Origin of the sequence: Bradyrhizobium sp. IC3195 (genome assembly GCF_020193585.1) — a bacterium.
Classification (GTDB): Bacteria; Pseudomonadota; Alphaproteobacteria; order Rhizobiales; family Xanthobacteraceae; genus Bradyrhizobium; species Bradyrhizobium yuanmingense.
Map to the genome: position 1 here is coordinate 63,795 of NZ_JADYVG010000007.1, position 20,892 is coordinate 84,686.

Sequence of the window (20,892 nt, forward strand, 5' to 3'; positions counted from 1 at the left end):
TCACACCTCGGCTGGTTCGGCAAGATGCTTCAAGGCAGCTTCGCGAATGCAATCGGCGAACGGGGCGGACTTGCGGAGCTGACGGTCCATGTGCACGCCGGTGATCTCGCACGTCGCCGCGAGCTCGCCGGTCTCCGCATTCGTCATGTCGTGCCGGAAGCGGATCGACTTGTCCCTGATCTCGAGCAGATGGCTGCGGATCTCGACGATGTCGCCGGCGAGCAGCTCGCGCTTGTAGGCGATGTTCTGCTGCACCGCGGCCATGCCGCGGCCGGAGATGCGCAAATAGCTCGGCGTCAGGCCGAGACGAGCGAACAGATTCCAATTGGCCTCGTCGAACTTGCCGACATACCACATGATGTTCATGTGCCCGATATGGTCGCATTGCCACGGATAGACCGTGCCGCGATAGGTCGCCTCCTGCTCCATCGCATTTCCTCCCGCAATTTCGTCCTTGCTCGTTGATACGGTAGCGTATCAAACCCGTGTCACGTTAGCAATACGGCACCGTATCAAGACCGGGTGAGGCTTTCTTCATGAGCGACGGCAAGGGCGACGTCTGGGTTGAGGCTGGGTTTGCCGAGCTCGCCCGCGCGGGGGTGGAGGGCGTGCGGGTCGAGGTGCTCGCCAAGAATCTCGGCGTCACCAAGGGCGGCTTCTACCGGCGCTTCGCCGACCGCGCCGCACTGCTCGAGGCCATGCTCGAAGCCTGGCGCAAGGGCCGCATCGCCGCGATCGCGCAGCAGACGAGCCTCGACGGACAAGCGCCCCGCGAGCGGCTGAAGGCGGTGATCCAGCTTTATTCCGAGCGGCTCAATCCAGAAGGGATGGCGATTGAGCTCGCGATCCGGCAATGGGCCCGATCGGAGGACAACGCCGCGGCGGCGGTGGCGAGCGTCGACGCGGCGCGGCTCAGGCACGTCGGCGACCTCTATCGGGCGACCGGTCTTGCGGCCGAGGAGGCCGACGCGCAGGCCTTTCTGTTCTACTGCTTCATCTTCGGCCAGAGCCTGTTGTTCGTCGAGAGCGGTCCGCGCAAGCGGTCGCAGCTCGTGGCGAAATCTGCCGAGAAGCTGCTGGACTAAGCATGATCCGGACCCCAAGGGCCGGGTGAGCGCAGGTGTTCTGCCAAGATCATGCGCGAGAATTCAGGCGAATCGGCCGGAGCCTTGCTCCGGCCTTCGCTGCGAAGCTCAGGCGGCGCCCTTCAGCTTCTTGGTGCATTCGCTGTAATAGCCGCCGCCTTTCTGAATCCATTTCAAGCCGCCGTTGCCGTTGGTGGACTTGTTGGCATTGTACTGGTCGACGCAGGTGTGCAGGCGCGCCTTGCCGGGCGTCTCCTTGGCATATTTCGGATCGACCGCGTTTGGGTAGACCGCAGGACCGGCCGGCAGGGCCGGCGCGGCGGCGGGTGCCTCTTCCTTCTTGGCCTGCTTCGGCTCCGCGGGAGCTGTGGGCGCAGCCGCTGTCGGCGCAGCGGCGGGCGTCGCATCGGCACCGCATTGGGCCTTGCGGAAGTCATTCCACTTCATGGTGCCGAGCGAGCCGTCCTTCTTGGCGGCCTGGTACTTCGCGCTGCACTCCTGCGCTGTCAGTGCCTGTGCCGGCGCGCTCGTCAGCAATGCCGCGACACCGGACGCTGCGATCGCATACAACAATTTCGTCTGAATGGTCATCCCTGGGTCTCCTGCTTGATCTTCCCCGACGGAAGTGAATTGAGGATTGCTATCCTAGCGTGCCGGCCGCTTGCGACAAGGATGCGATGGGTTGCGCCGGCAAAATATAGTGATCCTGCCGCTCAACTCATTCATGTCGCGTTCAGCAACGCGAGCCAACGTTCCAGCCCTTCGCAATTCTCGCAAGCAGAGTGCACCACATGACCTTCACGTCCCGCCTCGCCGCCGTTGCTCTCGCCTCCCTGCTCGTCACCGGCACCGCTTTCGCGCAGACCGCCGCGCCGGCCGCCAAGACCGACACTGCCGCCACCGTCGACGACAAGAAGGCAACGAAGGAGCGATCGGCGGAATCGCTGGAATGCTCCAGGCAGGCGGACGCCAAGGGATTGAAGGGGAAGGAGCGCAAGAAATTCCGTCGCGAATGCAAAAAGGAGGCGAAGGCCGGCAGCGCAGTCGCCGCTCCCGCAGCCGACAAGAAATAAGCCCGTCACGATTCCTTCCGAGCCTCCGCGGAAGGCCTCGCGCATTGCGGCATGATGAGCCTGCAATTGTGCGCCTCGCGCTGATTTGCGATAAGGTGGCGTGAAGCACATCACCGCCTCCCTGTCGTTCGAATGGCCGAGCCGTGCCACGATCCTGAGCACGGTGGAGACGCTCGTCATCGGCACCGCCGGCGGCCTTGTGTTTCTGCTCGCCGGCCTTCCCGGCGGGCTGATCTCCGGCTCGATGATCGCGGTCGGGATCGCCGCGATCGCCGGCCGCCAGCTGACCTTGCCGCCGATTTTGACCCAGACCGTGCTGGTGCTGCTCGGCATCTCGCTGGGCTCGGTCGTCTCGCGCCATTTGCTTCAGCAGGTCAGCGCCTACCCCGTCACCATCGGCCTGCTTGCGCTCGCCACGTTCTGCTCCACGTTCGGGTCGAGCTATTACCTCCAGCGCATGCATGGCTGGGACCGCACCTCCGCTTTCCTGGCCGGCAGTCCCGGCGCGCTGTCGCAGATCACGATCCTGGCGGTCGAGCGCGGCGCCGACCTGCCGGGCATTGCGGTGGTGCAGACCATGCGCGTCATGATCCTGACCGCCGCGCTGCCGATGGTGCTGGCGATTGCAGGCGTCACGCCCTCCGCTGCACCGTCGTTGACGACGACCATCGCCTCGCCGCTCGACCTGCTCGAGCTAGCCGCCGCGTCGCTGGCCGCAGCGCTCGTGTTGCGGCTGATCAGGTTTCCCGCGAGCTGGATGTTCGGCGCGATGATCGCCTCCAGCGTGCTGCATGGTGCCGGATGGGTCGAGGGCGGCCTGCCGGACTGGGTGCGTGGCGTTGCGCTGATCGGGATCGGCGCACTGATCGGCAGCCGTTTCGCGCGGATGCGGATCAAGACGCTCGCCGGCCACCTCCGCGCTGCGCTGGGCTCGTTTGCCGTGGCCATCGCCGTCTCCGCCATCTTCGTTGGCATCGTGGCGCTGACCACCCCGGTGAAATTCTCCGACGTCGTCGTCGCCTTCGCGCCGGGCGCGATGGACGCGATGCTGGCGCTGGCCTTGACGCTGCACATCGACCCGATCTTCGTCGGCGCCCACCACCTGTCGCGTTTCGTCTTCGTGACGATCGCAACGCCGGGCATCGTGCACCTGTTCGGGCGCACGCAGGACGACGTGGATGATTGAGCTTTAGCGCTTCGCGGTCCGCACGAATCCCCACGCGGCGATCGCGGCCATCACGAGGGAGATCAGCACGTTGTAGCCGGCGAGCGACAGGCCGAGGAAGCGCCATTGCACCTCGTCGCAGCGCACCACCTTCACGGTGTCGAGCTTCGACAAGAGATCGGCGGCGCTGCCGAGGTTGACGACCGGACCGGAGCAATCGGTCGGCCCCTTCCAGAACCCCCATTCGACCCCGGAATGGTAGGCGCCGAGGCCGGCATTGGCGAGCGTGGCCAGGGTGAGGATCGCCAGCCCAGCCAGCAGCAGCGGCCGCGGCGCGCCGCTTCGCGCCGCCAGCGCCGTCAACACACCGAGCGGTATCGCAAGGTAATAGGCGTAGCGCTGCTCCAGGCACAACGGGCAGGGCAGGATCTCCAGGACGAGCTGGAAGAACCAGGCGCCCGCAATCGTGGCTGCGCCGATCAGCGTGACCAGGACCGCGGCGGTCAGCGCGGGGCTCGTGGCGCCCGGCTTGAACGCAGGTATGGCGGCACTCTGGGTGGTCACGGCAGCCTCTTTCGTATCTCTCGCGCGCCCTAAGCCTCTAGCCCCGGCCCATGCGGCTGTCGAGAACGGCCGTATCACTTTGGCGCGGGTTGACCCCGTCCCGTCCATGGCTATAGTCCGCCGGCTTCGCGACGCCGCCTATGGGGCCGACCGAGGGCCCCTGTGGCGGAACTGGTAGACGCGCTCGACTCAAAATCGAGTTCCGCAAGGAGTGCTGGTTCGATTCCGGCCAGGGGCACCACGCTTCGGGCTTCGCGTGGCGGGGCTCGAAGGGCGAAGCGTGTCCGGCGAAGCCTCTTGGCGAAGTCGAACTGGTTCAGCAAACTCGAGCTACGACCCGAGCGTTGCTGCGAGCACATCGGCCAGGCCACGCCCGGCGCTGCCGTCTTCATCCAGGCCCGGATTGTAAATGGTGATCTCCAGGCCGACCGCCTTGCCACTCGCCAAGCCAACCCGGAGCACGGTCGATAGCTCGTCCCACGACAACCCACCCGGCACGCGAAAATCGACAGCCGGCATGATGGCATCGTCGAGACAATCGGCGTCGAGATGGATGAAGAAGCCGTCCAGCTCGGCTCGCATCAGGTAATCGACGGCTTCGCGTGCAGCGGCCTCGATGCCCCGCGCCCGCACAGCCGGAAGATCAAGCACCTTGAGCTCTTCGGGAAGCGGCTGGCTTCCATATTCCGCCTGATCCTGGTGATCGCGATATCCAAACGCCACAATGTCTTCAGGGCGGACCAGAGGACCGTGACCTTCGATGTCGGCCAGGAGGGACGGGCCGTAGCCGGAAACGAAGGCAAGGTCCATCGAGGCGCCCTCACCATTGGGCTCCGCCTCGGGCTGGAAAAAATCGGCGTGGCCGTCGATGAACAACAGGCCATAGCGGCCGCGCCGTCGAAGCGCGAGCATCGAGCCCAGCAAGATCGTGCAATCGCCGCCCAGCACCAGCGGAAACTCGCCCGCGACAAGCACCGCTTCCACCGCGTCGGCGAGCTGGGGCGACCACGCCGCTATTGCGCCGGCGTTCAAGATGCCGGTCTCGGGATCCGGCGCCGGATCTTTCGAAGGCACCACCAGCCGCCCGGCGCGGCGTGCGCCGATGCGCTCCGCAAGTCCAAGCTTCAGCAGCTGTTCGGGCAAGCGCTCCACGCCGTCGGTCGCAAGGCCGAGCGTCGAAGGAGCTTCGATAATTGCATAGGGCATGGTCGGCATGGCGCCTTCCCGCTCGCTCGCGACTATTGTGCCGAGTAGGTCACGGCCTCGATCTTGTGACCGTCTGGATCGCGGACAAACGCCCCATAATAGTTGAGGTCGTAACTCGGCCGCAGCCCGGGAGCGCCAGCGTCGCTGCCACCATGCTTCAATGCGGCAGCGTAGAAGCGATCGACCATCGCGCGGTTCTCGACGGCAAAGGCGATGTGGCTGCCGTTACCCACGGTCGCGGGCTTTCCATCGATCGGAACTTGAACGCTGAAGTGAAACGTCCCGCTTCCGTAGCCCAGTCCACCCTCGTCCTCGGCCATCGGCGTGATCCCGACGATGGGCAAGACGGCATCGTAGAAGCGCTTCGCACGCTGAACATCGTTCGTACCGACCGAGACATGGTGGATCACAACGACCTCCCGTTCCGATGTTGCTTCGTAACGGTGAGCTTCCGGTCGTTGTTCCGCAGAGCCGCCTGCGGTTCTACCCACCACGAAGCAGATGCTGGGAACCCCGCCCCCGAAGTTGCTTTATCTACAAAGGAAGCAAGACATGGACACACGCGTCAGACATTGCAGGGTCCGGATCGGATCCGTGGATACCTTCTACCGAGAAGCCGGTCCTGAACGCGCGCCCGTCGTTCTGCTGCCGCACGGCTATCCCTGTTCATCCTACGAATTCCGCAATCTGATGCCGCGACTGGCCGATAATTGGCGGCTGATTGCTCCCGACTATCCCGGGTTCGGCTATAGCGGGACACCTGATGACTTCGACTACAGCTTCGACGGCTATGCCGCGTGGCTCGACCAGTTCGTGAAGCAGCTGAAGATCGAACGCTTCGTGATCTACCTTCATGATTTTGGCTCACCGATCGGAGCGAGGCTGGCGATCATGCGGCCTGAGAGGGTGGTGGCCCAGATCATTCAAAACGGCGACATACCTTACGAAGATGCGCTTGGCCCGGCATACGCTGACATCGAGAAGTCCTGGTCACTGCCCGATCAGGAGATGCGTGCGGCGATGAGGGAAGCAGTTACGGAGGAAAATTTCCGCGACGAGTTCCTGAACGATTTGCGTGCGGACATGGCTGGACTGATCGCGCCGGACCTTTGGCGATTGCACTGGTCGCTGATGACCGAGCGGCGGAAAGACGCCGCCGCAGACGTTCTGTTTGGCCTCAAGGCGAACCGCCAATGGTTTCCCGAGCACCGCCGATATCTTCAGCAGCACAAGCCGCCAACATTGATCCTGTGGGGGCCGCAGGACCATTACATGCCTGAGGAGTCAGGGCGGGCCTATCTCCGCGACCTGCCGGATGCCGAACTGCATCTCCTGGATGGCGGCCATTGGCTGCTCGAAACCAACCTCGATGAGGTTGTCGCGCTGACGCGATCATTTCTCGAACGGATCGAACCTTAACGGGCAACGACAGCGCTTTTGTCGCCAACCGGCACCGGCGCGGGCGGCAAGCTTCCCCGATCGTCCGGGGCGTTCGACTTCCCCCAGATATTTCCTATATCGTGCGGCAACGATCTTGACGCAGCGGACCGCTTCGATGGCCAGGAGACGCACGACGGACACGGACGACCTTCCCCGCTATTTCGTCTGGGTCCGGGGGCTCGAAGGGCCCGAGCCGCAGAAATGGACGGCGATGGATTTCGGCGTCGGCGATTGGAAGCGGCCGCTCGTGCTGGCCTATCTGGAGCTGCCGGAAGACGAACGGCCGCTGTCGCTATCGGTCCTGGCGCGGCGATATCCGCCGCCGCGGGTTGATCTTTCGTAAGCTGGATTGGCGGCGGCACTCCGTCGCGCGGCAACGTTGGGTCGGCACATGGCAGTCCCGTGACTTTCCCGTCCCCATGATTATGGGTGTCACGGCCTTCGGGCTGCGGTTAGACTTGCCTCGCGCCGCGGAGGACACGCGGATCGCGGGACCATGATCATGACCGAACAAGGCGAGACGGGTGAAGCCATCACCATCCTCCTCGTCGAGGACGATGCGCCGACCTGCTGGCGGCTCCAGGATGCGCTGGTCAAGGCCGGTTACGAGGTGCGCAGCGCCGGTACGCTCGCAGAGGCGCGGCAAGCCCTCGCCGCCGGCGCGCCGCGCGTGCTGCTGACCGACCTGCGACTGCCCGACGGCCACGGCGTCGAGCTGATCCGCGAGATGCGGCAGCGCTTCCCCGACACCGAAATCATGGTGATTTCCGCGCTGGGCGACGAGGAAAGCGTGATCTCCGCGATCACGGTCGGCGCCACCGGCTACCTGCTCAAGGACGCCTTCCCCACCGACATCGCCACCACGGTGCGCGATCTGGTCGCGGGACATTCGCCGATCTCGGCCTCGATCGCCCGCTTCATCGTGCGCAGGACGCAAGGTGCCGCGCAGAATTCGGCGGAGCCGCCGCCCGGCCCCGCGCTCAACACGGCAAGGCTCACCCCGCGCGAGATCGACATCCTGTGGGGCATCGCCAAAGGCTTCAGCTATGCCGAGATCGCGAGCCATCTCGGCCTGTCCAAGCAGACCGTGCCTGGGCATATCAAGAACATCTATCGCAAGCTCGAGGTGCATACGCGCAGCGAGGCGGTGTTCGAGGCGGTGCAGCAGGGCCTGATCAAGCTGTGAGCGAGATCGCGGCCAAAGCACCTACGAAGGCACCGACACGCCCGCGGCGCCGGCTAATCGCCTCGCGCCTCGTGCCCTATCTGCTGCTTCAGGCGCTGATCGTGATCGTCACGATCCTGGGGATTCGGTTGCTGCAGCCGAGCGATCCCGACGACTACGCGGTGGACGATTTCTCGGCGCGGGAGGACGGTCTGACGCGCCCGGTGACGCTGCCGCATTTCACCTCGTCGCGCTATTCGCTGGCCGACCCGCCGATCTACGCCGGCACCTTCACGTTCCGGAGCGGCGATGCGGCCTCGGGCTGGTCGGTGTTCCTGCCGCGCTTCAGCAACGCGGTGGAGGTCGCCGTCAACGGCGTCGTCGTGCTCGACTCCCGACGCGACACCAACGCCAACCGGCCCGACCGCAACACGCCGCAGATCGCCGCCATCCCCGCGTCGCTGCTGCGCGAGGGCGGAAACGAGATCACGGTGCGGCTGTTCGTATGGGGCCCGCTCAAGGGCTTCCTCGACACCGTCTATGTCGGGCCGGATGCCGCCTTGCGCCCGGCCTATGAGACACGCACGCTGCTGTTCGTCACGCTGCCTGTGGTGTTTTCCGCCTGGCAGGCGATCCTTGCCGTCATCCTCGCGATCATGTGGCTGATGCGGCGTCACGAGCCGGTCTATGGCGTACTGGCGACGGCGATGGTGCTCGGCGTGGTGCAGGCATTCGCGCCGCCGCCGGTGCCGCCGGCCACGGTATCGCACCTGGCCGCGGTGCTGCTGGCCTCTGCACCGATCGAGAGCGCGCTGATCGTCGTGTTCGGCGTGCTGTTCTTCGGCTGGCGCTGGCCGCGCTACGGCACGCTGCTGTTCGTGCCCGGCGTCCTCGTGTTCGTGGTCGGGCTGATCGGGGGCCCGCCGCTGCCGCGCATCCTGTTCCTGGTGCTCGGCATTCCCACCGTCGGGCTCTGCCTGTTCCTGATGGCCTGCGTCACCGCAACCGCGGTGGTGCGGCGGCAGGACGCGGCGAGCTTCACGATCGGCTGCGCGGTGACCATCGTGTTGGTCTGCTGGGTCCAGGACATGCTCACAGTGCTCGACATCGTGAGCAACGATCGCATCTTCGTCTCGCGCCTGTCCTATTCGGCGATGCTGGTCGCGATCGGCGCCGGGCTGACCTGGCGCTTTGCCCGCGCCTTGAACCAGGTCGACAGCTTTGCCGGCCAGTTGGTGACGCGGGTGCGGGAGGCCGAGGAGCGGCTGAAGGCGAGCTTTGCCCGCGAGGAGGAGCGCGCCCGCGCGGCGGCGCTCGCCAACGAGCGCACGCGCCTGATGCGAGACCTGCACGACGGCCTTGGCGGCCAGCTCGTAAGCATCGTCGCGCTGTCCGAGCGCGGCAGCGCGAGCGCGAGCATCACGGACGCCGCCCGCGCGGCGCTGAAGGATCTCCGTCTCGTGATCGATTCCATGGACGACATCGGCGGCGACCTGATGCTGGCGCTCGGCTCCTGGCGCGAGCGCGCCACGGCCCAATTGCGGCCGCACGACATCACGCTCGACTGGCGCGTGGCGACGCCGCAGGGCCTGCCGCTGCATCCCGAGCTCAGGCCATGGCACGTCGTCCAGATCGTGCGCATCCTCGACGAAGCCGTGACCAATGCGGTCAAGCACGCGCAGGCCCGCCGCATCGCGGTGACCATCGACACGTTCGACGCGGGCCAGGGGCCGTACGGCGTGATCAGCGTGACTGACGACGGAGGCGGCTTTGCGCTGGCCGGCAATGGCGAGGCCGCGGGGGCCGGCCAGACCGCGCGCGGCTTGCGCAACATGAAAAGCCGCGCCGCCCGCTGCGGCGCGGTGCTCGACCTGACGTCTGATTCCTCCGGCACGCGCGTGCGGCTGAAATTGCCGCAACGTTTTCCCGACAGCGACATGGCCGCGGGCTGAAAGGGCCCCCTCCCCGAACGTGTGGGGCGCACGGAGAGAGGGGACGGGCCGGGTAAAATTGCCTGCGGAGGACGGGGGGTTCGTCCGCAGGCCCCTTGGCCCGAAGCGATGCATCAATTCAATGAAGCGGAAATATCAGCGCACGCCGACGCGATTGACCGGGCCGCCGCGATTCATCGGCGTGCCGGCACGCACACCGACACCGGGCGCGCCGACACCGGGGGTCGCGACGGCAGCCCGCGCGACCGGCGCTCCCACCACCACGGCGCCAGTCGGCCGCACCACGCAGCCCTTGGGCACGCCAACGGTCTTGCAATAGACCACGGCCTGCGCCGGGCTCGTGCCCAGCGACACCGTCGCCGCGCCCGCCAGCGCCATGACCGTCAGCCCTGCGCCCAGCGCTCCAGCTCTCTTCGACATCTTGATCTCCTGGTTCCGTTCGGCGTCCCGACGCAATCACCGGGTCTCGCAGCCGAGGTGCAGCCTGAATGACAAAAGTCGGCGCGCGGATACATGCCATGAAGATGGGGGTACCGCGGGCGGGAGGACTGGCCGCTGCCATGAACATGGCATGGACCGGCGCCCGGCCTTTGCGGAATGGTCCGGCCCGATTGATCCCGGTCGGGACCAACGAGAATTCCAAAGAGGTGCTCTATGAAGATTTCGGTTCTTGCCGCGCTGCTGCTCGCAGCTGCCGCCCTGCCTGCTGCCGCGCAGTCCGGTCCATCTGTCCAGGAGCAAATGGCCTGCCGCGGCGACGCCAGCAAATTCTGCGCCGAGCATATCGGCAAGCCGCCGCAGATGAATGCCTGCCTGCGCGAGAACAAGTCGAAGCTGTCCGATTCCTGCCGCAAGGTGGTCGAATCGCGCGGAGGCTAGTCGTTCATCCTTCTCTCTTGGAAGAAGCCAGAGAGGGCAGCGCTCTGCCGCCCTCTCGAAAAAATGCCAAAGGCGCGCCGCTATTCCTGCATCATTTCGCCGCTTCCGCCGAACTCGGCGGGAAAATCCTTCAGCTTGGGCAGGCCATCGCGCATCGGCAGCACGGTCTCGGCATAGTTGACGTGGACGCCGGGCGTGAACGCGAGGGTGGGGATGGTGGCGGCGAAAACGTCGACCAGACCGAGCGGCGGATGGTTGGTCATGAGATGGCCACCGCACTTCCTGCAATATTTGCGCTGGCTGAGCGGCGTCTTGACGAAGGTCTCGACATTCTGAGCGCCTTCGATGATGCGCACGGCTTCCGGCTTCCAAAGGCTGAAAGCGTTGACCGGACCGCCCGACCACGAGCGGCAGGAGCGGCAATGGCAATAGCCCATCGCCTCCGGCGCGCCCGTGACCTCGACCGTGACCGCGCCGCAGAAGCAGTTTCCGACATGTTTCATTTGGACGTCTCCCTTTTTCTGATGGATCGTTATCGCGCGTCGGCGCCCCGCGCGCCGTTTCGATTGGATGCGCGGGGCTTGACCTAGACTATACCGACCGGCGCCAGGGAATAAGCATGGAGACGCGTTGCTTGTACTGCCGGTACTCGTCGCCGAAGAGATCGACGAGATCGCTCTCCTCCAGCGCGATGCCGACGAGGATGTAGAGCGTGGTCACGGCCGCGAACAAGAGATGACCCGCGGTCATGACTGGCGCCGCCCAGAACGCGATGATGAAACCGAGATAGATCGGATGGCGGACGAATTTGTAGAGCAGCGGCGTCTTGAAACGCGGCGGCTGCATTTCCTTGCCGACGAGATGATTCGTCACCTGATGCAGGCCGAACAGTTCGAAATGGTTGATGATGAAGGTCGAGGTGAACACCAGCACCCAGCCAGCGAAGGACAATGTGACCAGTGTCACGGCAAGATCGGGGTTCTCGACCTCCCATATGACCGCGGGTAGCGGACGCCACTGCCAGAACAGCAGGAGCAATGACAGGCTCGCGAACAGCACATACGTGCTTCGCTCGACCGGCTTGGGGACGAACTGCGTCCACCAATCCTTGAATTGCCGGCGTGCCATCACGCTGTGTTGAACCGCGAACAGCGACATCAGCAGCAGATTGATAACGACCGCGCGAACGACGGGCGCTTCGGCACCGGTATCGATGGTCTTGGGCACCATCACCCCCATGACGAAGCCGATCGCGTAGAGAATGGTGACGAAAAACACGAGATACGCCGCAATTCCGTACAGAAAGGCGATGAACCTGAAAATACGAGAGCCCGTAACCTCCGGGCCGAGAGAATGAACCTGGTGATCAATTTGGGTCATGAAACACTCCGTTGTGCCGAGGCATCGACACGGTTTGGTCTTCGCACCATGCCGGATCGGACGTCCCGCGGCTTTCGCGGACGATTGATTTTCGCCTGAGACGACTTTGATTTTTGCTTGAGACGACGAGAACGTGCGATTTCGCTTTGAAAACAACGTGCTGGACGGCGACCTTCGGGAGCTCACTTGCGACGGGGAAACCGTTCCGTTGCAGCCGCAAGTGTTCGATCTCTTGCTTTATCTGGTCACGCAACGGGCGCGTGTGGTCAGCAAGGATGACCTGATCAGCCAGGTCTGGAACGACCGCATCGTCTCGGATTCCGCCCTCAACAGCCGGATCAACGCCGCGCGCAAGGCGCTCGGCGACGACGGCGCGACCCAGCGCCTGATCAAGACCATTCCGCGCAAGGGGTTTCGCTTCATCGGCGAGGTCCGGGAAGAGGTGGCGGTATCGCTCGCGCGGACGGAAGCCAGATCCGCTCCCCCGCGGGTGGCGGACCGCCCGGCGGTCGCGGTGCTCGCCTTCGAGAACAAGAGCGGGGATCCCGAGCAGGACTATTTCGGCGACGGGATCAGCGAGGACATCCTCACCGCGCTGTCGAAGCAGCGCTGGTTCATGGTGATCGCCCGCAACTCCTCCTTCACTTACAAGGGACGCGCGGTCCATATCAGGCAGATCGCCGAGGAGCTCGGCGTCCGCTACATCGTCGAAGGCAGCGTGCGCAAGGCGGACAAAAGGGTGCGCATCACCGCGCAGCTCAACGACGCCGTGTCGGGCGGTCATCTCTGGGTCGAGCGTTATGACCGCGAGCTCGTCGACGTCTTCGCCGTGCAGGACGAGATCACCAACGCGATCGCCGCCGCGATCGAGCCGCAGATCCACGCCGCCGAAAATTTCCGCAGCCGTCGGAAGCCGCCGGCGAGCCTCGACGCCTGGGACCTCTTGATGCGCGCGCTGTCGCATTATTGGCGCGTGACCCGCCAGGACCAGACGGCCGCGAAGGAACTGCTCGCGCGCGCGATCGCGATCGATCCGAACTACGGCCAGGCGCTGTCGGTGTTGGCCGTGAACGACATGTTCGGCGTGCATCTCGGCTGGACCGAGCTGGCCGCGGTTGCGCCGTCCGCGGAAGCCGCCGCGCTCAAAGCGGTGCGCTGCGACCATGAGGATGCCTGGGCACATGCCGCGCTCGGCAGCGTCTGCTTCTCGACCCGCAGGCTCACCGACGCGCTATCCGAGTTCGAGCAGGCGCTCGCGCTCAATCCGAACTTCTCGCTGGCGCAGGGCTATTACGCGTTGGCACTGTCCTACGCCGGACGGTCGAAGGACTCGTTCGAGGCCGCGCAAAAGGCGATCCGGCTGTCGCCGCGCGATCCGTCATTGGCGATCTATCACGGTATCGCCGCCTATGCGCGCTTCACCGAACGGCACTATGGCGAGGCCATCGCGCTGGCGCGCGAGGCGATCCGCCACCGCGGCGATCTTACCGGCGCATACCGCGTGCTCGCCGTCTCCGCCGGCATGACCGGCGATGGCACGCTTGCGGAAATGGCACTCGGAGAGCTCCGCCGCACCCAGCCGGGCATCTCGCTACACTGGATCGCGACGCAGCTGCCGTGGGCCAATGAGCGAGATCGCGAACACTATCTGGAGGGATTCCGCCGCGCCGGGTTGCAGTGAGGCGTCTTAGCCTCCCTGCAGCGCAAGCGCTAGGTTCGCTTCCGGCGTAAATGGACGACGACATCGAGCCGCGCGATCTCGTGGCCGGGAAGCGCCTCGGGCATCTTGGTGAAGGCGAGGCCCTCGGCCACGTCGACCAGCACGTCCTCGCCTTCGAGATAGAAGTGCGGATGCAGGGACGTGTCGGTGTCGAAGAACGACTTGATGCCGTCGGCCGCGATCCGGCGCAAGAGGCCCGCTTCGGTGAACTGGTTCAGCGTGTTGTAGACGGTGGCGAGCGACAGGTATGCGTTCGCAGCCATCGCTTCTGCGTAGAGACTTTCTGCGGTGACGTGACGATGGCCGCCCTGGAACAGCAGTCGGCCCAGCGCCACGCGCTGGCGTGTCGGGCGCAAGCCGGCATTGCCGAGCAATTGCAGGCAGTGCTGCACGCCCGCATCCGGCGACGGCTCAACCGGCGATATCGGGTCCGCCGTCGTCATCCGCAGGGATAGTCGTGGCCTGAATGTCCATCCATCGTCTCACGGCTCAAGCAAACGGGATGCGCAGCCGCGTCCCGCTACTTGCCATTCGATCGCAAAAGCGGCGGGCCGGCTTTGATCCGGATCAAATTTGGCGTCGACCGCCTCTGACCTGGCGCAAGGCGGGCCGGCTCATTCCCGGCCAAAATGCGCGGGCATAGATGAGGTTCGCATGTCCAAGCCGGTTCCCGACAAGGCAGAGGTCGCACTCGAATATCCCGACAAATTCTATGTCGGCACCTTCGAGCATTCGTCCCGCTTCGAGGCGAAGCTCGACGGCAGCGGCATTGCGCTGGTGCTGCAACATCCTGGTGCGGCCGATGAACGCAAATCGGTGCATCTGCACGTCAACTTCGGCCTGCTGGCCGGCATCCTGCGGGAGCTCGCCGGCAGCGTCGCCGCGCTTCCCAAGGACGACATCGCGCACCGCGAGCAGCTTGCAGAGGCGCTCGACGAATTGCGGCGGGCGCTCGGCGCAAAATGACGGGCTGATGCTTTTGGTCGCAGGCGCGGACTTGTGCACTGCCCGGCATGCTCTCATCACTTCTGAAGGCCGCCTGATCCCTCGGAGCTGGCCGATCTACCGTGCCGTCGCACAGGCGGAGAAACAGGACGAGCTGTACATTTTTTGTGCGAGCACTGTCGCGACTTTCATCTTGCCGCGCTGAACGGGACTGTGTGAGCCTCGATGGCGGATGGGGATTGGGATGGACCGACCGTCGCTTTGCGCGCGAGGGCGCGTGCGAAGCGTTTCCGGCTGGTCTCGCTTGAGAAAGATTACGACATGCCAAAACGAGTGTTGCTTGGTCTCCTCCTGGCTTGCGGCCTTGCGGCCCCTGCGCTGGCGCAAGAGCCGAAGACGGGGGGTGTGATCAATGCCGTGATTCAGCCCGAGCCGCCCGGCCTGATGCTTGCACAGGTCCAGAACGGCCCGACCCAGATGGTCTCGGGCAACATCTTCGAAGGCCTCTTGCGCTACAGCCCCAAGCTCGATCCCCTGCCGGAGCTCGCCGAGAGCTGGAGCGTCAGCGAGGACGCCAAGACCTACATCTTCAAGCTGAAGAAGGGCGTGACCTGGCACGACGGCAAGCCCTTCACCGCCGCCGACGTGCTGTTCTCGATCGAGATGCTGAAGCAGACCCATGCGCGCGCCCGCACCAATTTGGCGCAGGTCGACAAGGTCGAGACGCCGGACGATCATACGGTGGTCTTCACGCTGAAGCAGCCGTTCGGCCCGTTCCTCGGCATCTTCGAGGTCGGCTCGATGCCGATGGTGCCGAAGCATCTCTATGCAGGCACCGACTGGAAGACCAACCCCTACAACAACGCACCCATCGGCACCGGCCCATTCATGTTCAAGGAATGGCAGAAGGGCTCGTTCATCCGCCTGGTCAAGAATCCGAACTACCACGAAAAGGGCAAGCCCCATCTCGACGAGATCTACTGGCAGATCATCCCGGACGCCGCCGCGCGCTCGGTGGCTTACGAGACCGGCAAGGTCGACGTGCTGCCCGGCGGCTCGGTCGAGAATTTCGACGTGCCGCGGCTGTCCAAGCTGAAGGACACCTGCGTCACCGGCGCCGGCTGGGAATTCTTCTCGCCGCTGGCCTGGCTGTGGCTGAACAACCGCCAGGGTCCGCTCGCCGATAAGCGGGTGCGGCAGGCGATCATGTATGCGGTCGACCGCGACTTCGCCAAGGACGTGATCTGGAACGGGCTCGGCAAGGTCGCCACCGGCCCGTCGGCCTCGACCATCAAGTTCTATACCGATGACGTGAAGAAATACCCCTACGATCCGGCCAAGGCCAAGGCACTGCTGAAGGAAGCCGGCTACAAGGGCGAAAAGATCCGCCTGCTGCCGCTCGCCTATGGCGAGACCTGGCAGCGCTGGGGCGAAGCCGTCAAGCAGAACCTCCAGGATGTCGGCATGACCATCGAGACGATCGCCACCGACGTCGCCGGCGGCAACCAGAAGATCGCCGAGTGGGATTACGACATCGCCTTTACCTATCTCTACCAGTACGGCGACCCCGCGCTCGGAGTGGGACGCAACTACATCTCCAGCAACATCGCCAAGGGCCAGATGTTCAACAACGTCGAGGGTTACTCCAACCCGGATATCGACAAGCTGTTCGCCGAGGGCGCGGTTGCAACGCCGGATTCCAAGCGCAAGGAGATCTACGAGAAGGCGCAGAAGATCCTGGTCGAGGACGTGCCGGTGGCCTGGATGCTCGAGCTGCAATTTCCGACCATCATGCGCTGCAAGGTCAAGAACCTGATCACCACGGGGATCGGGGTCAATGACGGCTTCAAGGACGCATGGCTCGACAAGTGAAGCCTCTTACCTCTCTCCCCTGCGGGGAGAGGTCGAATGTGCGCATAGCGCACATTCGGGTGAGGGGGAGTCTCCACGAGACCAACTGCTGATACGCTCGCCGAGAATCCCCCTCACCCCAACCCTCTCCCCGCAAGCGGGGCGAGGGAGTCATTCCGTCTCCGTGGCGCCAGGTCACATCACCAATATGACTCACTAGATGCTCTCCTTCGTTGCTCAGCGCGTCCTGAAGGGCGTGATCGTCCTGCTCGCGATCGTCGTTCTCAATTTCTTCCTGATCCGCCTGGCGCCCGGCGATCCCGCGATCGTGATGGCGGGCGAGGCCGGGGCCAGCGATCAGGTCTTCGTCAAGCAGCTCCGGGAGAAGTTCGGGCTCGACAAGCCGCTGCCCGAGCAGCTCTTCATCTACGTCAAGGGCGTCGTCAGCCTCGACCTCGGCTTTTCCTTCCGCCAGCAGGCTCCGGTCGCAAAACTGATCGGCGAGCGGCTGCCGGCGACGCTGTTGTTGACGCTGACCGCCTTCGCGATCTCGCTCACGCTCGGCATCCTGTTCGGCACCTTCGCCGCGCGCTTTGCCGGAACCTTTTTCGACACCGCCATCACCGTATTCGCGCTGATCTTCTACGCCATGCCGATCTTCTGGGTGGCGCTGATGGGCATCCTCCTGTTCTCGGTCACGATGGATTGGCTGCCGAGCTTCGGTTACGAGACGGTCGGGGCCAACCTCACCGGCCTTGCCCATGCGGTCGACGTCGCAAAGCACCTGATCATGCCGGCGATGACGCTTGGCCTGTTCTTCATGGCGACCTACACCCGCATGACGCGCGCCTCGATGCTGGAAGTGAAACGCCTCGACTTCGTCAAGACCGCGCGCGCCAAGGGGCTCTCCGACGCCGTGATCCAGCGCCGCCACGTGCTGCGCAACGCGCTGCTGCCGGTGGTGACGCTCGCCGGCGTGCATTCCGGCACGCTGATCGGCGGCGCCGTCATCACCGAGACCGTGTTCGCCTGGCCCGGCATCGGGCGGCTGATGTACGACGCGCTGCTGCAGCGGGACTACAATCTGCTGCTCGGCGTGTTCGTGATCTGCTCCGCCATGGTCCTCACCTTCAACCTCATCACCGACCTCGTCTATCGCCTGGTCGATCCGCGGATCGAATACGCCGCATGAAGCAGTTCTGGAAATCGATGCTGAAGAGCCCGAGCGGCGTCATCGGGCTCGTCATCCTCCTGGTTGCAATCTCTGTCGCGGTGTTCGGACCGATGCTGTTCCCGAACTCGCCCTGGCGCATGGTGCAGCGGCCGTTCCTGCCGCCGTTCACGCTCGGGGCCGTGCCGCTCGGCACCGACGCGCTCGGCCGCGACATCTTCGCCGGCATGATCTTCGGCGCCCGCGTCTCGCTTCTGGTCGGTCTCGTCTCCACGCTGGCGGCGCTGATCGTGGGCGTGCCGATCGGGGCCATGGCCGGTTATTTCGGCGGCAAGGTCGACGACGCCCTGATGCGCTTCACCGAGTTCTTCCAGACCATTCCGAGCTTCGCGCTCGCGATCGTGCTGGTCGCCATCCTGCAGCCCTCGATCTATTCGATCGTCGCCTCGATCGCGGTGGTGAGCTGGCCGCCGGTCGCTCGCCTCGTGCGCGGCGAGGTGCTGTCGCTGCGCACCCGCGAATATGTCCAGGCCGCCGTGGTCACCGGCCAAAGCAACAGCTGGATCATCCTGCGCGAGATCCTCCCCAACGCGTTGTCGCCCGTGATCGTGCTGGCCTCGTTGATGGTGGCGACCGCGATCCTGCTTGAATCCTCGCTGTCCTTCCTCGGCCTCGGCGATCCCAATCTGATCTCCTGGGGCTACATGGTCGGCGCCGGCCGCACCGTGATCCGGCAGGCCTGGTGGATCACCGTGTTTCCCGGCATCGCCATCCTGATCTCGGTGCTCGGGCTGAACCTGATCGGCGAAGGCCTCAACGATGCGCTCAATCCGCGCCTGTCGCGGGAGGGCCGCTGACGATGACCGCCCCGCCCGCCGTCTCCATCAGGAACTTGCGGATCGCGCTGCCCAAGGGCGCCGAGCGCCCCTTCGCGGTCGACGGTGTCTCGCTCGATCTGCAGCCCGGCAAGATCGTCTGCGTCGTCGGCGAGTCCGGTTCCGGCAAGTCGATGTGCGCGCATGCGCTGATGGGCCTGTTGCCGGATACGGTCTCGGTCACCTCCGGTGAAATCCAGTTCGAGGGCCGGGACCTGCTCAAGCTCGCTGACGACGGCTGGCGCGATCTGCGCGGCCGTCGGCTGGCGATGATCTTCCAGGAGCCGATGACCGCGCTCAATCCGTTGATGCGGATCGGCGACCAGATGGCGGAGATGTTCGAGGCGCACGGCCTGCTCACGCCGAAGGAGCGGCGGGCCAAGGCGCTGGCGCTGGCAAGCGAAGTCGGCCTGCCCGACCCTGAGCGTATCGTGCGCGCCTATCCGCACCAGCTCTCCGGCGGCCAACGCCAGCGCGCCATGATCGCGATGGCGCTCGCGCTCGAGCCCGCGGTGCTGGTCGCGGACGAGCCGACCACCGCGCTCGACGTCACCACGCAGGCCCAGATCCTGAAGCTGATCCGCAACCTCCAGCGGAGCCGCAACATGGCGGTGATGTTCATCACCCATGATTTCGGCGTGGTCGCCGACATCGCCGACCAGGTCGTGGTGCTCCGCCACGGCAAGGTCGTGGAGGAAGGTCCCGCCGCGGCCATCTTCAACGAGCCGCAGCACGACTACACCAAGGCATTGCTTGCCGCCGTGCCCTCGATGGATCCGCCGCCGCGAGAGCCATTGGACGATCGGGCCAAGGCCGTCGAGGTGATCGGGCTGGACAAGACCTACGTCACGTCGGGCGGCTGGTTCCGCCAGGCCCGCCGCGTCGATGCGGCGCGCGCGGTCAACTTCAACATCCTCAAGGGCGAGACGCTCGGCCTCGTCGGTGAATCCGGCTCGGGCAAGTCGTCGGTAGCGCGCCTGGTGATGCGACTGATCGAAGCCGACCGCGGCACGGTGCGGATCGGCGAGACCGACCTGACCTCGCTTTCCGGCAAGGCGCTGCGCGGCGAGCGCCATCGAATCCAGATGATCTTCCAGGATCCGTTCGCCTCGCTCAATCCGCGCCGCAAAATCGGCCACATCATCGCCGACGGGCCGATCGCAGCCGGGACCGATCCGAAGGTGGCGTTCGACCGCGCCCGCGATCTCCTCAAGATGGTGGGCCTGGACGCCGGCGCGCTCGAGCGCTATCCGCATGAATTCTCGGGCGGCCAGCGCCAGCGCATCGGCATCGCCCGCGCGCTTGCGCTCGAGCCGGAGATCATCGTCGCGGACGAGGCCGTCTCCGCGCTCGACGTCTCGGTGCAGGCGCAGGTGTTGAAGCTGCTGGAAGATCTCAAGGCGCGCCTTGGCCTGTCGATGCTGTTCATCACCCACGATCTGCGCGTCGCGGCCCAGATCTGCGACCGTATCGCGGTGATGCAGCGCGGCGCCATCGTCGAGCTGAAGCCGACGGCGCAACTCTTCGCCGCGCCCGAGCACGCCTATACGCGCGAATTGCTCGCAGCCGTGCCCGGACGGAAGGAGCACGCGCCGGCGGCCTGAGGCGGCTCGTCCTCGTTCATTGATTTCCGTGATGGTTCCAAAAACTTGCACGCCGAGCGAGGCGAAACATATTCGATTCAGCGGCATTTGCTTTCGTGAGATCATCCTTGCTCATGTCGGCAAGGGGTGACTTGACGCCATAGTCGCTCGTCGCGGCTGGCGTCGTACAACGAACGTGATGTGATGGGCAGCTCAACAACCCAGCAAGCAAGACGCACCGGGATGCTGGGAACTGCGCAGCCTGGTCACGCGCTTTTTATCCGGTCGTGACTGGACCGGCCGCTTCAAAGCTTAAGGGCATGACCATAGATGACGTTTGAATGATCGACGTCATCTCATGACGGACTCACACTGATATTCGGAGCCAACATGGGCGAAGTTATTCGATTTGTCTCGAAGTCCGAGCGCGAGCGAACGCGTCTCATCCAGGAAGCGCGGGCGATCTACGACAGCATCTTCCCGCCGGTCGATCCGACGGACGAGGGCCAGGGAAAGCCGGCGATCCGTCGCCCGTTCATCGGCCGCGACGGAGGTAACGTATCGTGATCAAGATCATCGCCGTGCTTTGCAGCCTCGCCTCTCCCTCCAATTGTCACGAGCAGATCGTCACCACGTCGGACTTTGCGCAAATTTCGGTGCAGGCCTGCCTGATGGGCGCGCCGCAGCTTGCCGAATGGATGAACCAGCATCCGGCCGAGCGCCTGGCGGCCTGGCGCTGCGTGATCGGAGACCAGGGGCGCCGGGGAATCTAGCGAGGCGGATTCTCCTCCGACAAATCAAGGCGACCCACAAATCACGGAGTGACGCCAGTCCATTG

Annotated in this window: 25 protein-coding genes and 1 tRNA gene; 17 read left to right on the forward strand and 9 right to left on the reverse strand. The window is 64.8% G+C overall.

Annotated features, from left to right (window positions below; all coding sequences use genetic code 11):
* On the reverse strand, nt 1-429 hold the full coding sequence (locus I6F09_RS16120) for an acyl-CoA thioesterase (protein ID WP_225188514.1): 429 nt from the start codon (nt 427-429) through the stop codon (nt 1-3).
* 107 nt (nt 430-536) lie between these two features.
* Between I6F09_RS16120 and I6F09_RS16125 the strand changes: the two genes are divergently transcribed.
* Nucleotides 537-1,085 carry a TetR/AcrR family transcriptional regulator gene (locus tag I6F09_RS16125; protein ID WP_035996748.1) on the forward strand — a complete coding sequence of 183 codons (549 nt, stop codon included), beginning with the start codon at nt 537-539 and terminating at the stop codon, nt 1,083-1,085.
* Nucleotides 1,086-1,193: 108 nt separating this feature from the next.
* Here I6F09_RS16125 and I6F09_RS16130 read toward each other — a convergent pair whose 3' ends face one another.
* On the reverse strand, nt 1,194-1,676 hold the full coding sequence (locus I6F09_RS16130; RefSeq protein WP_035996745.1) for a hypothetical protein: 483 nt from the start codon (nt 1,674-1,676) through the stop codon (nt 1,194-1,196).
* Between the two features lie 200 nt (nt 1,677-1,876).
* On the opposite strand from I6F09_RS16130, the gene I6F09_RS16135 reads away from it, so the two are divergent.
* Together I6F09_RS16135 and I6F09_RS16140 are read left to right on the forward strand one after the other, a co-directional pair.
* Nucleotides 1,877-2,158: a PsiF family protein gene (locus tag I6F09_RS16135; RefSeq protein ID WP_036020676.1), complete on the forward strand. Its 282-nt coding sequence runs from the start codon at nt 1,877-1,879 to the stop codon at nt 2,156-2,158.
* A gap of 100 nt (nt 2,159-2,258) precedes the next feature.
* The gene (locus tag I6F09_RS16140) at nt 2,259-3,344 is read left to right on the forward strand and encodes an AbrB family transcriptional regulator (protein WP_036020673.1); all 1,086 of its coding nucleotides are present in this window, start codon (nt 2,259-2,261) and stop codon (nt 3,342-3,344) included.
* A gap of 3 nt (nt 3,345-3,347) precedes the next feature.
* Here the strand turns inward: I6F09_RS16140 and I6F09_RS16145 are convergent, their stop codons facing one another.
* Entirely contained in the window at nt 3,348-3,887 is a 540-nt protein-coding gene (locus I6F09_RS16145; protein ID WP_036020670.1) for a disulfide bond formation protein B, read from the reverse strand.
* A gap of 156 nt (nt 3,888-4,043) precedes the next feature.
* On the opposite strand from I6F09_RS16145, the gene I6F09_RS16150 reads away from it, so the two are divergent.
* A tRNA-Leu gene (locus I6F09_RS16150) sits at nt 4,044-4,128 on the forward strand.
* 89 nt (nt 4,129-4,217) lie between these two features.
* Here the strand turns inward: I6F09_RS16150 and I6F09_RS16155 are convergent.
* Both I6F09_RS16155 and I6F09_RS16160 read right to left on the reverse strand, forming a co-directional pair.
* Nucleotides 4,218-5,102, reverse strand: a complete 885-nt coding sequence (locus tag I6F09_RS16155) for an arginase family protein (RefSeq protein WP_057028400.1) — start codon at nt 5,100-5,102, stop codon at nt 4,218-4,220.
* A gap of 23 nt (nt 5,103-5,125) precedes the next feature.
* Entirely contained in the window at nt 5,126-5,503 is a 378-nt protein-coding gene (locus tag I6F09_RS16160; protein ID WP_225140755.1) for a VOC family protein, read from the reverse strand.
* A gap of 142 nt (nt 5,504-5,645) precedes the next feature.
* On the opposite strand from I6F09_RS16160, the gene I6F09_RS16165 reads away from it, so the two are divergent.
* The 4 genes from I6F09_RS16165 (at nt 5,646) to I6F09_RS16180 (ending at nt 9,650) form a co-directional block, all read left to right on the forward strand.
* Entirely contained in the window at nt 5,646-6,512 is an 867-nt protein-coding gene (locus I6F09_RS16165; protein WP_225188515.1) for an alpha/beta hydrolase, read from the forward strand.
* A gap of 136 nt (nt 6,513-6,648) precedes the next feature.
* Entirely contained in the window at nt 6,649-6,876 is a 228-nt protein-coding gene (locus I6F09_RS16170) for a hypothetical protein (protein WP_036020661.1), read from the forward strand.
* A gap of 159 nt (nt 6,877-7,035) precedes the next feature.
* Nucleotides 7,036-7,719, forward strand: a complete 684-nt coding sequence (locus tag I6F09_RS16175) for a response regulator transcription factor (protein ID WP_035996793.1) — start codon at nt 7,036-7,038, stop codon at nt 7,717-7,719.
* The gene (locus tag I6F09_RS16180) at nt 7,716-9,650 is read left to right on the forward strand and encodes an ATP-binding protein (RefSeq protein WP_035996724.1); all 1,935 of its coding nucleotides are present in this window, start codon (nt 7,716-7,718) and stop codon (nt 9,648-9,650) included. The genes I6F09_RS16175 and I6F09_RS16180 overlap by 4 nt, the downstream gene beginning before the upstream one ends.
* 135 nt (nt 9,651-9,785) lie before the next feature.
* On the opposite strand, the gene I6F09_RS16185 is transcribed toward I6F09_RS16180, so the two are convergent.
* A complete protein-coding gene (locus I6F09_RS16185) occupies nt 9,786-10,070 on the reverse strand; it encodes a hypothetical protein (RefSeq protein ID WP_036020657.1) in 285 nt (94 codons plus the stop codon).
* 234 nt (nt 10,071-10,304) lie between these two features.
* Between I6F09_RS16185 and I6F09_RS16190 the strand changes: the two genes are divergently transcribed.
* A complete protein-coding gene (locus I6F09_RS16190; RefSeq protein WP_036020653.1) occupies nt 10,305-10,529 on the forward strand; it encodes a hypothetical protein in 225 nt (74 codons plus the stop codon).
* 80 nt (nt 10,530-10,609) lie between these two features.
* Here the strand turns inward: I6F09_RS16190 and I6F09_RS16195 are convergent, their stop codons facing one another.
* Complete coding sequence (locus tag I6F09_RS16195; RefSeq protein WP_225188516.1) at nt 10,610-11,032, reverse strand: GFA family protein; 423 nt, start codon at nt 11,030-11,032, stop codon at nt 10,610-10,612.
* Between the two features lie 88 nt (nt 11,033-11,120).
* The gene (mddA, locus tag I6F09_RS16200) at nt 11,121-11,909 is read right to left on the reverse strand and encodes a methanethiol S-methyltransferase (RefSeq protein WP_225188517.1); all 789 of its coding nucleotides are present in this window, start codon (nt 11,907-11,909) and stop codon (nt 11,121-11,123) included.
* Between the two features lie 133 nt (nt 11,910-12,042).
* On the opposite strand from mddA, the gene I6F09_RS16205 reads away from it, so the two are divergent.
* Complete coding sequence (locus I6F09_RS16205) at nt 12,043-13,590, forward strand: winged helix-turn-helix domain-containing tetratricopeptide repeat protein (protein ID WP_225188518.1); 1,548 nt, start codon at nt 12,043-12,045, stop codon at nt 13,588-13,590.
* Nucleotides 13,591-13,619: 29 nt separating this feature from the next.
* On the opposite strand, the gene irr is transcribed toward I6F09_RS16205, so the two are convergent.
* Nucleotides 13,620-14,072: a Fur family transcriptional regulator Irr gene (gene irr, locus I6F09_RS16210; protein WP_225188519.1), complete on the reverse strand. Its 453-nt coding sequence runs from the start codon at nt 14,070-14,072 to the stop codon at nt 13,620-13,622.
* Nucleotides 14,073-14,283: 211 nt separating this feature from the next.
* On the opposite strand from irr, the gene I6F09_RS16215 reads away from it, so the two are divergent.
* The 7 genes from I6F09_RS16215 to I6F09_RS16245 all read left to right on the forward strand — a co-directional run bounded on the left by I6F09_RS16215 (nt 14,284) and on the right by I6F09_RS16245 (nt 20,827).
* Entirely contained in the window at nt 14,284-14,595 is a 312-nt protein-coding gene (locus tag I6F09_RS16215; RefSeq protein ID WP_035996705.1) for a hypothetical protein, read from the forward strand.
* Nucleotides 14,596-14,895: 300 nt separating this feature from the next.
* Complete coding sequence (locus I6F09_RS16220; RefSeq protein WP_035996790.1) at nt 14,896-16,446, forward strand: ABC transporter substrate-binding protein; 1,551 nt, start codon at nt 14,896-14,898, stop codon at nt 16,444-16,446.
* Nucleotides 16,447-16,645: 199 nt separating this feature from the next.
* Complete coding sequence (locus I6F09_RS16225; RefSeq protein ID WP_225188520.1) at nt 16,646-17,617, forward strand: ABC transporter permease; 972 nt, start codon at nt 16,646-16,648, stop codon at nt 17,615-17,617.
* Nucleotides 17,614-18,453: an ABC transporter permease gene (locus I6F09_RS16230; protein WP_035996700.1), complete on the forward strand. Its 840-nt coding sequence runs from the start codon at nt 17,614-17,616 to the stop codon at nt 18,451-18,453. Before I6F09_RS16225 ends, I6F09_RS16230 begins: the two co-directional genes overlap by 4 nt.
* 2 nt (nt 18,454-18,455) lie before the next feature.
* On the forward strand, nt 18,456-20,075 hold the full coding sequence (locus I6F09_RS16235) for an ABC transporter ATP-binding protein (protein ID WP_225147418.1): 1,620 nt from the start codon (nt 18,456-18,458) through the stop codon (nt 20,073-20,075).
* 369 nt (nt 20,076-20,444) lie between these two features.
* The gene (locus tag I6F09_RS16240) at nt 20,445-20,621 is read left to right on the forward strand and encodes a hypothetical protein (protein WP_192893053.1); all 177 of its coding nucleotides are present in this window, start codon (nt 20,445-20,447) and stop codon (nt 20,619-20,621) included.
* Entirely contained in the window at nt 20,618-20,827 is a 210-nt protein-coding gene (locus I6F09_RS16245; protein ID WP_035996696.1) for a hypothetical protein, read from the forward strand. The genes I6F09_RS16240 and I6F09_RS16245 overlap by 4 nt, the downstream gene beginning before the upstream one ends.
* The last annotated feature ends 65 nt before the right edge of the window (nt 20,828-20,892 follow it).